The 12252-nt window shown below is 74.5% G+C and carries 8 protein-coding genes and 4 pseudogenes; 11 read left to right on the top strand and 1 reads right to left on the bottom strand.

The genetic code is table 11. The annotated features are described in order from the left end of the window. The 7 genes and pseudogenes from MCAG_RS34615 to MCAG_RS09610 form a co-directional block, all read left to right on the top strand. Window positions 1-325 (top strand): annotated as a pseudogene (locus tag MCAG_RS34615) (hypothetical protein); the annotation flags it as partial. Between the two features lie 104 nt (window positions 326-429). After that, complete coding sequence (locus MCAG_RS09635) at window positions 430-1260, top strand: DUF4097 family beta strand repeat-containing protein (RefSeq protein ID WP_036372981.1); 831 nt, start codon at window positions 430-432, stop codon at window positions 1258-1260. Beyond that, entirely contained in the window at window positions 1257-1880 is a 624-nt protein-coding gene (locus tag MCAG_RS09630; RefSeq protein WP_007072773.1) for a PadR family transcriptional regulator, read from the top strand. The genes MCAG_RS09635 and MCAG_RS09630 overlap by 4 nt, the downstream gene beginning before the upstream one ends. Window positions 1881-1975: 95 nt before the next feature. Then, entirely contained in the window at window positions 1976-2677 is a 702-nt protein-coding gene (locus MCAG_RS09625; RefSeq protein WP_007072772.1) for a response regulator transcription factor, read from the top strand. After that, window positions 2674-4229, top strand: a pseudogene (locus MCAG_RS35905) (ATP-binding protein). Before MCAG_RS09625 ends, MCAG_RS35905 begins: the two are co-directional and overlap by 4 nt. Window positions 4230-4291: 62 nt before the next feature. After that, a complete protein-coding gene (locus tag MCAG_RS09615) occupies window positions 4292-5770 on the top strand; it encodes a S1C family serine protease (protein ID WP_036372979.1) in 1479 nt (492 codons plus the stop codon). A 366-nt stretch (window positions 5771-6136) separates the two neighbouring features. Continuing rightward, window positions 6137-7197, top strand: a pseudogene (locus MCAG_RS09610) (glycosyltransferase family 4 protein). Between the two features lie 10 nt (window positions 7198-7207). Here MCAG_RS09610 and MCAG_RS09605 read toward each other — a convergent pair. After that, on the bottom strand, window positions 7208-8836 hold the full coding sequence (locus MCAG_RS09605) for a serine/threonine-protein kinase (protein ID WP_036372977.1): 1629 nt from the start codon (window positions 8834-8836) through the stop codon (window positions 7208-7210). Window positions 8837-8988: 152 nt separating this feature from the next. On the opposite strand from MCAG_RS09605, the gene MCAG_RS09600 reads away from it, so the two are divergent. The 4 genes and pseudogenes from MCAG_RS09600 to MCAG_RS33555 form a co-directional block, all read left to right on the top strand. Then, window positions 8989-9822: a patatin-like phospholipase family protein gene (locus MCAG_RS09600; protein WP_036376766.1), complete on the top strand. Its 834-nt coding sequence runs from the start codon at window positions 8989-8991 to the stop codon at window positions 9820-9822. Next, a complete protein-coding gene (locus MCAG_RS09595) occupies window positions 9822-10844 on the top strand; it encodes a 1-acyl-sn-glycerol-3-phosphate acyltransferase (protein ID WP_036372974.1) in 1023 nt (340 codons plus the stop codon). The genes MCAG_RS09600 and MCAG_RS09595 overlap by 1 nt, the downstream gene beginning before the upstream one ends. A 9-nt stretch (window positions 10845-10853) precedes the next feature. Then, a complete protein-coding gene (gene cutA, locus MCAG_RS09590) occupies window positions 10854-11174 on the top strand; it encodes a divalent-cation tolerance protein CutA (protein WP_007072765.1) in 321 nt (106 codons plus the stop codon). A gap of 47 nt (window positions 11175-11221) precedes the next feature. Then, window positions 11222-12252, top strand: a pseudogene (locus MCAG_RS33555) (hypothetical protein); the annotation flags it as partial.

Genomic DNA, 12252 nt, shown 5'->3' with positions numbered 1-12252 from the left:
CCGGGGCCTGACGGTGACGGTCACGGCCACCGCCGCGCTGCACCCGGGGCGGGACGCGGACCGGCGGTGGCTCGCCCGGATCGCGGAGTCGGCGGTTCACCTCGTGCCGCCGCAGGCCGCCGCCCCGGTCGTGCCGTTCCCGGCGGCCCGGCTGCTGTCGCAGGACACCGCGGCCCGACTGCTGTCGCAGGACACCGCCGCCCGGCTGCTGTCGCAGGACGCGGTGGCCCGGCCGCGCAGGGAGAACGCCGCGGCCCAGTCGATGTCGCAGGAGGCCGCTTCGCGGGAGGAGGTCCCGGGTCGGGAGGTCGGCCTGGCGGCCTGACGTGTCCCCGAGACACGCGACAGTCTTGTTCGATCGCGATGTATCGCGTTATTCTCCTGCCGAGGAGCGCGCCGGTGGGGCGCGTGCCCGGGCGGGAGGACGCCATGCCCAGTTGGACAGTCGACGGCCCGCAGCAGCTCACCCTCGACGAGCCGGTCACCGCGCTGTGCGTCCGGCTGGTGACCGGCCGGCTCAACGTGGTCGGCGCGGACGGGCCGGCCCGGGTGGACGTCACCCGGATCGGCCGTCGGCCGGTGATCGTCGAGCACCGCGACGGGGTGCTGACCGTCCGGCATGAACGCCACCCGAGGATGCCCGGGTTGCTCTGGTGGCTCGGCCAGCTCGGCCGGCGTTTCCGGGCCGACGTCTCGATCGGCGTCCCCGCGGACGTGCTGGCCGACCTCAGGCTGATCGACGGCTCACTGGTCGCCTCGGGCCTGCGTCGGGAGACCCGCGTCGACGTCACGTCGGGGCAGATCACCCTCATGGGCCTCCGGGGGCGTACCGCCGCGAAGATCGTTTCCGGGCCGGTGGAGGCCCTGGGAGTGGCCGGCGACCTGAGCCTGGAAACCGTCTCGGGGGAGGTGGTTCTCGCCGACGGTGCCGTTGGCGCGGTCCGCGCGCACACCGTCTCCGGCGAGATCACCTGCGACCTGGACAATCCGCGCGGCGGCGAGATCCAGCTCAGCACGATCTCCGGCGCGATCACCGTCCGGGTGCGCGAGGACAGCGACCTCGCCGTCCACCTGCACACCGCATCCGGCCGGATCACCAGCGGGTTTCCGCAGGTGCGCGGGCGGTCCGGGCTCGGTGCCGTGCGGGACAGCGCGGGGGTCATCGGCACCGGCGCCGGTAAGCTCTGGGCGTCCGCGACCTCCGGCAGCATCGCGCTGCTCGCCCGCCCGGTCGACGCCGACGCCGAGGAGCTGCCGTGACGGTCGTGTTCAGCCATGGGCGGCTGCGGCTCTACCTGCTCAAGCTCCTCGACGACGGCCCGAAGCACGGGTACGAGCTGATCCGCCTGCTGGAGGATCGCTTCCTCGGCCTCTACGCGCCGAGCGCCGGCACGATCTATCCCCGGCTCCAGCGGCTGGAGGCCGAGGGGCGGGTGACCCACACCGCCGCCGGTGGCCGCAAGGTCTACGAGATCACGGAGGCGGGCCAGGCCGAGCTGCGCCAGCGCGCCGGCGAGCTGGCCACCCTGGAGTCCGACATCAACTCCTCGGTGGCGGACCTGTCGACCCTGGCCGGCGAGATCCGCTCCGAGGTACGCGGCTCGGTGCGTGACCTCAAGCGAGAGCTGCGCGAGGCGACCCGGCGGACGCAGCAGTCCCGGCGTACCCGATGGGAGACCCAGCCTGCCCCGGGCCCGGCGCGGCCGGACGCCCCCACCGACGTGTCGCCGCTGCTGGCCGAGCTCGACCAGCGGCTGGCCGCGTTCACCGTCGAGATCGGGGCGCTGGTCCGGGCCGGCCGCCTCGACGACGTCCAGCTCCGCGCGGCGATCCGGGTCCTCGACGGGGCCCTGGACGGGCTGCGCCGGCTGCTCCGCTAGGCGACGACCGCCTCCGCCCCGCTCTTGCGGAGTTCTCAGGGAGTTTCCAGCAACCGCCCAGCGCGGGCGCAGTGACATCGCGGATGATGGTCGGTATGGCCGCTACCCAGACCGAGGCGCGACTGCTCGTCGTCGAGGACGATCCCAACATCCTCGAACTGCTCTCCGCGAGCCTCCGCTTCGCCGGCTTCGACGTGGCCACCGCGACCAGCGGGAGCGCCGCGCTGAACGCCGCCAAGGACCACCGCCCCGACCTGGTGGTCCTCGACGTGATGCTCCCCGACCTCGACGGCTTCGAGGTCATCCGGATGCTCCGCGAGGGCGGCACCCGCACCCCGGTGGTCTTCCTGACGGCCCGGGACGCCACGGACGACAAGATCCGCGGGCTGACCCTGGGCGGCGACGACTACGTCACCAAGCCGTTCAGCCTGGAGGAGCTCACGGCCCGCATCCGCGCCGTGCTGCGCCGCACGGCCAACGGCGACCAGGCCCCGTCCCGGCTCACCTTCGCCGACCTGGAGCTGGACGAGGAGACCCACGAGGTGCACCGGGCCGGGCAGCGCGTGCAGCTCTCGCCGACCGAGTTCAAGTTGCTGCGGTACCTGATGCTCAACGCCAACCGGGTGCTGTCCAAGGCGCAGATCCTCGACCACGTGTGGAACTACGACTTCCGGGGCGACGACAACATCGTCGAGTCGTACATCTCGTACCTGCGGCGCAAGGTCGACAACACCCAGCCCCGGCTGATCCACACTCTGCGCGGCGTGGGGTACGTGCTGCGCAAGCCGGCGGCGTGAACGCCCTCGCGCTGGCGAAGGGACGACTGCGGAGCGTACCGCTGCGGGTGAAGCTGGTCGCGGCGGTGCTGACGCTGGTCGCCGCCGCCCTTCTGGTGATCAGCTCGCTGACCACGTACTTCCTGCGCAACTACCTGGTTGCCCAGGTCGACAGCGAGCTGGTGGCCTCGGTGGACAACATCGAGACCACCCTGATCACCGCCCAGGTCACGCGGTCGATCGTGCCCACCGACTACCTGGTGGTGGCCACCGACGCGCGGACCGGGGCGGTGTCGGTCACCGAGTACGACCGGGGCCGGTTCCGCCTCGACGACCTGCCTTCCTGGCCGAGCGACGCGGCCGGCTTCGCGGCCCAGGCCGGCGAGCCCGCGGATGGTGCGGGCCCGCGACAGCGGGGTGCGCTGGCGGATTTCTCTACGCTCGAGCTGCCGAACGGGCAGATGGTGGCCATCGCGCAGAACCTCACCGACGTCGACCTGGCGGTCAAGCGGCTGATCTGGATAGACCTCCTGGTCGGCGGGGCGGTGTTGATCCTGCTCGCCTCCATCGGCGCGGCGATCGTGCGGACCAGCCTCAAGCCGCTGGTGGAGATAGAGCGCACCGCCGCCGCCATCGCCAGCGGGACCTGACCCGCCGGGTGCCCGACCCGGAGAAGGGCCGGACCTGCCCCACCTCGAGCTGGGGGCGCTGTCCCGGCGCTGACACATGCTGCCAGATCGAGACCGCGTTCACCGCCCGAGCCGCCTCGGAGATCGCCGCCCGGTCGGCCGAGGCGGGCGCGCGCGACGCGGCCGCCGCCGCGCAGGCGTCCGAGGCGCGGGCCCGGCGCTCGGAGGAACGGATGCGGCAGTTCGTCGCGGACGCCTCGCACGAGCTGCGTACGCCGCTGACCACCATCCGGGGCTTCGCCGAGCTGTACCGGCAGGGCGCGGCCCGGGCCCCGGAGGAGACCGCCGGCCTGCTGCGCCGGATCGAGGACGAGGCCGCCCGGATGGGGCTGTTGGTGGAGGACCTGCTGCTGCTCGCCCGGCTGGACCGGGAGCGGCCCCTCTCGCTCGCCCCGGTGGAGCTGCCGCTGCTGGCCGGCGACGCCGTGCAGGCGGCCCGGGTGGTGGCCCCGGACCGGCGCATCGAGCTGGAGATCGAGCCGGGCTCCGGGCCGCTGGTGGTGCTCGGCGACGACGCCCGGCTGCGGCAGGTGATCGGCAACCTGATGACGAACGCGCTCACCCACACCCCGCCGGACGCCTCGGTGACCCTGCGGCTGCGTACCGAGCCGGGGAACCTGGCGGTGGTGGAGGTGGCCGACACCGGTCCGGGGCTTTCCCCGGAGCAGTCCGAGCGGGTGTTCGAGCGCTTCTACCGGGCCGACGCCGCCCGGACCCGCCGGGCCGGCGGGATGACCAGCACGGGGCTGGGGCTGGCCATCGTGGCCGCGCTGGTCGCCGCGCACCACGGCACCGTGGAGGTCGGCGAGACCCCGGGCGGGGGAGCGACCTTCCGGGTCCGGGTTCCCCTGCTTCCGGACCCCGGGGGCGACCCGGGGGAGTGACTTTCAGGGAACTTCCAGGCGAGATCCAGGCTGGTTGCAGTGGCAGGGGAGAAGGTGGATACATGACCGAGTACGAGACTGACCCGCAGCGGCGGCCGGCGCCCTCCGACGCCGAGCCGTCGCACCCCACCGCCGAGCTGTCCCGCGCCGAGACCGGGCTGTCCGACTCCCCGGCCGTCGAGTCCAGCGCTCCGGCCGCGCCGACCGCCCACACCGCCCCGACCCCCCACACCCCCCACGGCCAGCAGCCGTACGGCGGGTACGCCACGCCGTCCGCGCCGCCGTACCCGGTGCCGACCCGCGAGCAGCCGGCCGGGCAGTACCCGAACGGCCCCTGGCAGACCGGGCAGCACTCCGGCTGGGCCGCGGGGGGCCAGCACGGCGGGGCGGCTCCCGGGTACGCCCCGCAGGCCGGGGGTCCCGCGTATCCGGGCGGCCCGGTGCCGCCGCAGCACCCCGGCCAGCCGGTGCCGGTGTGGGCGCAGGCCCCGAAGCCGAGCCGCATCGCCAAGCTGGCCGGCGCTGGCGTCGCAGTGTTCGCGCTGATGCTCGGCTCCGGCGTGGCCGGCGGCGCGCTCGCGCTCGCGCTCGACGGTAACTCGGGCGGGATCACCCGCACCTACTCCGCCGCGCCGGTGCTCAACAGCGCGGACCTGCCGAAGATCGCCGCCTCCGTCCAGGACAGCGTGGTCTCGATCACCACCGGCAGCGGCGAGGGCTCCGGCGTCATCCTCACCGAGGACGGCTACGTGCTGACCAACAACCACGTGGTCGCCTCCGCCTCCGGCAAGACCGTCAGGGTGGTCTTCGCCGACGGCAGGTCCGCCGACGCGGAGATCGTCGGCACCGACCCGAAGACCGACCTGGCCGTGGTGAAGGCCAGCGGCGTCAGTGGCCTGAAGGCCGCCACGTTCGGCGACAGCGACGCGATGCAGGTCGGCGACCAGGTGCTCGCCCTGGGCAGCCCGCTGGGCCTGCAGGGCTCGGTCACCTCGGGCATCATCAGCGCCCGGGACCGCACCATCCAGGCCGGCGAGGGCCAGCAGCAGGACCCACGCCAGGGGGTCAGCTCGATCGCCGGGTTGCTCCAGACCGACGCACCGATCAACCCGGGCAACTCGGGCGGTGCGCTGGTCAACACCCGGGGTGAGGTGATCGGCATCAACACGGCCATCGCCACCTCCGGGCAGAGCACCGGCAACATCGGCGTCGGGTTCGCCATCCCGAGCAACAAGGCCAAGGACGTCGCCGGCAAGCTCCAGCGCGGCGAGAAGGTCAGCCACCCCTCGCTCGGGGTGAGCGTGAGCCCGGCCGAGAACGGCGGCGCGGTGGTCGCGTCGGTGACCGCCGGCAGTGCCGCCGAGAAGGCCGGCATCCAGCGGGGCGACGTGATCACCAAGTTCGGTGACACGGTGATCAACGACTCCGACGATCTGGTGGGCGCCGTCCAGTCCCGCAAGGTCGGCGACCGGGTCGAGGTGCAGTACCAGCGAAACGGATCGGCGGCGACGGCAACCGTGACGCTCGCCGAGACGTCGTAACCGACACAGACCTACCTCCCTCCCGAAGGGCGGTGGGTGGCGGAGCCAAGGGGGTTGGCTTCGTCACCCACCGCCCTTCCCCTTCCGGCCCGTGTGGGTCCGCTCACCCGATCCGGGTGAGCCGCCCACACCCGCGCGCCGGGCACGGTGGGCAACGGGACCCGGCCACCGCGGGGGACAAGCGCGCCATGGGTACGGCGACGAGCGCCCAAACCGGCTGACTTCCGCCCCGGTCCCGTTTCCGTTTGCCAGGGGCGGGGGCCGGGAAAGCGCCGTCGATCACGCGCACAGGACCCAACGGGAGGACTCGTGGCCGTGAACCACCTGCCGGTCGACCGCCCGGGAGAACGGCCGTTGCGGATCGCGATGGTGGTCCCGCCGTGGCTGTCCGTGCCACCGCCGGGCTACGGCGGCCTGGAGCAGGTCGTCGCCGGGCTGGTGGAGGCGCTGGTCGAGCGAGGGCACGCGGTGACCGTCTTCGGGGCGGGCCTGCGGCACGGCACCCGGGCCGGCTACGTCGCCACCTGCGAGGACCTAACGGAACGACCGGCTCGGCGAGTCGCTGCCGGAGTTGTGCCCACCTGGCCCACGTGAACCGCCTCGTCTCGCCGACCGACTTCGACGTCGTGCACGACCACACCACGATCGGGCCGCTGGTCGCCGGCCGCCGGGCGGTGCCCACCGTGGCCACCGTGCACGGCAACCCGGTCGGCGAGTACGGCACCGTGCTCAGCGACACCGACCACGGGGTCGGACTGGTCGCCATCTCGCACACCCAGCGGCGGCTGAACCCCGGCCTGCCGTGGGTCGGCACCGTGCACAACGCGCTCGACGCCGCCGACGTCGGGCACAAGACCGCGCCGGGACGCGGCCCGGTGCTTTGGCTGGCCCGGTTCAGCCCGGACAAGGGCCCGGACCTGGCGATCGGGGCCTGCCGGGCGGCGGGCCTGCCGCTGGTCCTCGCCGGCAAGTGCAACGAGCCCGCCGAGCGCCGGTACTACGAGCAGGTGGTGGAGCCGATGCTCGGCGAGGACGTGACCGTGGTGTTCAACGCCGACCGGGACGCCGCGCTGCGGATGCTCGTCGACGCCCGCTGCCTGATCATGCCGATCCAGTGGGAGGAGCCGTTCGGGATGGTGATCCTGGAGGCGATGGCGACCGGTACGCCGGTGGTGGCGCTGCGTCGGGGGGCCGTGCCCGAGTTGGTCCGCCCCGGCGTGACCGGGCTGGTCTGCGACCGCCCCGACGACCTGCCGGGCGCGCTGCGGCAGGCCGCCCTGCTGGACCCGGCGGACTGCGTGGCGCACGTGGCGGAGAACTTCTCCACCGCCCGGATGGCGCAGGGCTACGAGGCGGTCTACCGCGACTTCCTGCGCGGACACGCGCCCGTCGCGCCGCGCCGGCCGGTCCCGGTGCCGGCCCGCTGACCCGAGCCGGTCACATCCGGGCCGCCCCGAGCTGCTGAAACGCGGTGTCGAGCTGGCGGGCGTACGTGGGGGTGATGCTGCCCTCGCGCTGCCGGTCGGCGACCTTGTCCCGGGCCCGTTGCACCGCCGCGGCCAGGTCACTCGGGCTGTTCGCCTGGACGGCGTGGCCGAGCAGGTTGCGCACGTCGGTGCCGACGTCCTCGCGGATCCCGCCGTCGGCCACCCCCGTGTCGATGAGCTGCCCGATCTGGTTGGCCACCTCGGTCACGTTGCCGCCCGACGGTGCGGGCGACGTGGTCGTCGGCGCCGCCGAGAGGGTTGGCCGGGGCCGGACGGGCGCCCGGGTGGTGGCCGGCGGCGCGCTCGGCGACCGGGTCGGCGCGGGCCGAGACGTCTCCACCGCCGGCGACTCGGTCGGTAGGGCCCGGGGCGGGGGGTCCGGCTTCTCGTCGAGCCTGGGCGACAGCAGCGCCAACGCGACTACCAGCACGGCCCCCGCCACCACGGGCACCGCCCAGCGGCGGCGGGACCGGCCCGGGGCCTCGACCCCGGGGGGCGGCGGGGCCGTCGCGCCCGGCGGGGGCGATGCGGCGTCGGGCGGTGTCGACGCCGTGCCCGGCGGGGGCGATGCGGCACCGGGCGGTGTCGACGCCGTGCCCGGCGGGGGCGACGCGGCACCGGGCGGTGTCGACGCCGTGCCCGGCGCGGGGACGGGCGTCCCGGCCGGGACGCCGGGTGGCTCGGGCGCGACGCTGACCGACGGCAGGGTCATGGTCGGGGCGAGCATGGTGGCGGCCTGCGGGTCGCTCGGCAGGAGTTGGTCGTGCAGCACGAGGGCCACCTGGTGCGCGGTGGGTCGGTCCTGTGGCTCCCGGGACAGGCAGCGCAGGCAGATGCGGACCACCTCGGACGGCAGGCCCGGCACCTGCAACGGCGGGGGCGGGTCGCCGGTCTCCAGGGCCGCGCCGAGCTGCTCCCAGGTGTCCGCCGGGTACGGCACCCGCCCGGTCAGCGTCTCGTAGAGCAGCACGCCGAGCGAGTAGATGTCGGTGGCCGGCTGCGCCGGTGCCCCGTCCAGCCGCTCGGGCGCGACGTACGCGGGCGTGCCGAAGGTGCCGCCGTCCTCGTCCTCGTCGGGGGCGCCGATGTGGGTGGCGATGCCGAAGTCCAGCACCTTCGCGCCGACCGGGGTCATCATCACGTTGGCTGGGGTGATGTCCCGGTGCACGATGCCGAGCCGGTGCGCGGCGGCGAGGGCCTCCGCCACCTGGGCGCCGATCTCCACCGCCTCCGGCCAGGGCAACGGGCCCTCGGTCAGCCGGTACTCCAGCTCCTCCCCGTTGAGCAGCTCCATCACCACGAACGAGGTGATGCTGCCGTCCGGGGCGAGCGTCTCGCCGTAGTCGTGCACCGATGTCATGTGCGGGTGGACGAGCTGCGCGGCGGAGCGGGCCTCCTCGCGGACCATGTCCCGGAACCGGGCGTCCGCCGCGAGCGACGGCGCGAGCACCTTCAGCGCGACCGTGCGGTCGAGAACCTCGTCCCGGGCCCGCCAGATGACCGACATGCCGCCCGCGCCGATCTGGTCGATGAGCCGGTACCTGCGGGCCAGCAGCCTGCCGGCGTGCAGTGTTGCCATGACGGATCGCACCTGCCTGAGGTCGGGGCGGTATCAGGTTGCGCGAATGTGTCCGACCTGTCAACGCCCGTCCGGTCTTACCCGGCCGCCGGCGGGACGGGGCCGCCCGGCGCCGGACGGCCGGCGTGACCACGCGTGCCAGGATGAACGGCATGGTCAGCGGTCCGGTGGCGTTCGTGCTCGGCGGCGGGGGAGTCCTCGGCGCGGTCGAGGTGGGCATGCTGCGTGCCCTGTTCCGTGCTGACGTCCGTCCCGATCTGGTGCTCGGCACCTCGATCGGGGCGGTGAACGGCGCGCTCGTCGCGGCCGACCCGACCGAGGCGGTCACCGACCGGCTGGTGCGGCTCTGGGCGTCCCCCGAGGCCAGCGAGGTGTACGGCGACTCGGTCGCCCGGCAGCTACGCCGCTTCGCCGCCCGTACCCACCTGCACTCGCCCCGGCCGCTGCGCCGGCTGCTGGAGGCCGAGCTGGGCGAGGAGACCACCTTCGCCGACCTGCGGGTGCCGTTCCGCTGCTGCGCGGCGAACATCGAGCGGGCCGCCGAGCACTGGTTCGACAGCGGCCCGCTGGTGCGGGCGGTGCTCGCCTCCGCCTCGGTGCCGGGGCTGCTGCCGCCCACCGAGATCGGCGGCCAGCACTACATCGACGGCGGGATCGTCAACTCCATCCCGATCGGCGCGGCGGTCGAGGCCGGGGCGCGGCAGATCTTCGTACTCCAGGTGGGCCGGATCGAGCGGGATCTGACGCCGCCCCGGCGGCCCTGGGAGATCGCCCAGGTCGCGTTCGAGATAGCCCGCCGGCACCGGTTCGCCCGGGAGATGGCGGCGCTGCCCGACGGGGTTCGGGTGCACGTGCTGCCCACCGGGGGGCCGGGCCCGCGCGAGGACAGCCCGTGGGCGTACCGGGACATGGCGGCGGTGGGCCGGCGGATCAGCCGCGCGTACACCGCCTCCCGCCGCTACCTGGCGACCCACCTGGACCGCTGATGCCGCTGCCGCCCCGATGGGTCCGCCGGTTGCTGCTGGCGCCCGGTGTGGTGCTGCTCGCGGTGGCCGTGGTGACCACGCTGCCGGCCTGGGCCCTCGCCGCTCTGGCGCTGTCCCCGCTGGTCCCGGGCCGGCTGCGACCGCTGCGCCTGCTCTGGATCGGCTGCGTCTACCTGGTCTGGGACGCGGCGGCGCTGCTGGCCCTCTTCGCGCTCTGGCTGGCCTCCGGTTTCGGGGTGTGGAAGCGGACGCCGCCGTTCCAGCGGGCGCACTACGTGCTCGCCGGCCACTTCCTCCAGGTGTTCTTCTGGCAGGCCCGGTGGACGCTGCGGCTGCGCATCGACGTGGTCGGCACCGACCCCGACACGGCGCTGCCAGGTCGCCCGGAGCTGGTGGTCTGCCGGCACGCCGGGCCGGGCGACTCGTTCATCCTGATCCACGCGCTGGTCAACTGGTTCTACCGGGAGCCCCGGATCGTGCTCAAGGAGAGCCTCCAGTGGGACCCGGCGATCGACGTGCTGCTCAACCGGCTGCCCAACCGGTTCCTCGCGCCGGAGTCCGACCGGCGGGAGCCGGTGACCGAGCAGATCGGCCACCTCGCCACCGGCCTGGACGACGACGACGCCTTCGTGATCTTCCCCGAGGGGGGCAACTTCACCCCGCGCCGCCGGCTGCGCGCCATCGCCCGGCTGCGTTCGCTCGGCCTGGAACGGATGGCGCTGCGCGCGGAACGGATGCAGCACGTGCTCGCCCCGCAGCCCGGCGGGCTGCTCGCCGCGCTGGACGCCGCCCCCGACGCCGGGGTGATCTTCGTGGCGCACACCGGGCTGGACCGGATGCTCACCGTCGCCGACGTCTGGCGGGAGCTGCCGATGGACAAGCGGATCATCATGCGGTTCTGGTCGGTGCCGCCGGAGGAGATCCCCACCGGTAAGCAGGAGCGCATCGACTGGCTGTTCGACTGGTGGGCGCGGATCGACGAATGGATCGCGGCGCACCACGACGGGGCCGACGGCACGTAGGGTGCGTTGGTGGAGCAGATCAGCGTGGTGACGACCGTGGTGGACAGCCGCTCGGTCGCGGACGTGCTCGCGGCGGCTGCGGTCGCCGGTCGGCTGGCCGCCTGCGCGCAGGTGGGCGGCCAGGTGGACAGCACCTACTGGTGGCGGTCCGCGATGGAGACGACCACCGAATGGTCGGTGCTGTTCAAGACTGCGCCGGACCGGGTCCAAGCGCTGGTCGACCATATCCGCCTCAGCCACCCGTACGAGGTGCCGGAGGTTCTGGTGACCTGGGTGGACAGCGGCAACCCCGGCTACACGGCCTGGGTACACGAGCAGACCCGCCCCTGAGTACGCGCACTCTGGGCGGGGTTTGACCCGGCCATCATGATGGCCGGGTGGACACGAGTGGCTACCCCTGCCCGGGGTGCGGCGCCCCGGCCGACCTGCGCGTCGGCTGCCGGCGCTGTGGCCGGGCCCCCGACCCGGCGGCTGCCGAGGTGATCCGGCTCGACCGGGAGATCGTCATCCTCGCCGGGCGGGCGGAGCAGGTCCACCGGGCGTACCTCGAACTGGTCGAGGCGGTGCGGTCCGCGCAGGCCCGCCGGGCGGACCTGGCGGCCCGGGTTCGGGCGGCGACCCCGGTCGGCGCCGCGCACCCGTCGGGACCGGCCCCCGTCCCGCGCCCCCTGCCCGCGCCGGCTTCCGTGCCTCCCGCGCCGGCTCCCGTGCCGGCGGTCGGCCCCACGCTGCCCGTGCCCGGCCCGACGGTGCGGGTGCCGTCACCGTCGGCAGGGCCGGTGCCGCCGCAGCGGCCGGTGCCGGTCGGCGGCGCGGAGACCTCCACCCGGGCGGTGCAGGGGCTGCTCTTCGTGCTCGGTGGCCTGCTGCTCGGCACGGCGGCGGTGGTATTCACGGCGGTCGCCTGGGCCACGGTGGGCATCGTCGGCCGGGCGCTGATCCTGTTCGCGTTCACCGCGCTCGCCCTGGCCGTCCCGCCGCTCGCGGCGCGGCGCGGGCTGCGCGGCACGGCGGAGACGTTCGCCGCGGTGGGCCTGCTGCTGGTGGTGCTCGACGGGTACGCCGCCTGGTCGGTGGACCTGTTCGGGGTGACCGGCTGGCCCGGGGACCGCTACGCCGCGCTGGTCGGGGGGGTCAGCGCGGTGCTGGCGGCCGGCTACGGCCGGTTGACCCGACTGACGGTGCCGTGGTTCGCGGCGCTGGTCACCGTGCAGCCGGTGCTGCCGCTGCTGGCCGGCCCGGCCCGCCCGGCGGCCGCCGGCTGGAACCTGGTGTACGTCGGCGTCGCGGCGCTGAACCTCGCCGTGCTCGCCGCCCTGCGCGGCCGTGGCCCGGCTCGGGTCCCGGCTCCTCCGGCACCGGCGGGGCCGCCGAGCCCGATCCCGACGCCGGCGTCTGCGCCGGCGTC

The organism is Micromonospora sp. ATCC 39149 (assembly GCF_000158815.1).
Classification (GTDB): domain Bacteria; phylum Actinomycetota; class Actinomycetes; order Mycobacteriales; family Micromonosporaceae; genus Micromonospora.
The sequence above is the reverse complement of the archived record's forward strand: the minus strand, read 5'-3'. Positions and strand labels throughout refer to the sequence as shown.

Bases quoted from the DNA above. Each gene is read 5' to 3' on its own strand.
- MCAG_RS09600 (WP_036376766.1), top strand. From the start codon at position 8,989: ATGGTCAGCGGTCCGGTGGCGTTCGTGCTCGGCGGCGGGGGAGTCCTC.
- MCAG_RS09605 (WP_036372977.1), bottom strand. From the start codon at position 8,836: ATGGCAACACTGCACGCCGGCAGGCTGCTGGCCCGCAGGTACCGGCTC.
- MCAG_RS09595 (WP_036372974.1), top strand. From the start codon at position 9,822: ATGCCGCTGCCGCCCCGATGGGTCCGCCGGTTGCTGCTGGCGCCCGGT.
- MCAG_RS09615 (WP_036372979.1), top strand. From the start codon at position 4,292: ATGACCGAGTACGAGACTGACCCGCAGCGGCGGCCGGCGCCCTCCGAC.
- MCAG_RS09635 (WP_036372981.1), top strand. From the start codon at position 430: ATGCCCAGTTGGACAGTCGACGGCCCGCAGCAGCTCACCCTCGACGAG.
- MCAG_RS09625 (WP_007072772.1), top strand. From the start codon at position 1,976: ATGGCCGCTACCCAGACCGAGGCGCGACTGCTCGTCGTCGAGGACGAT.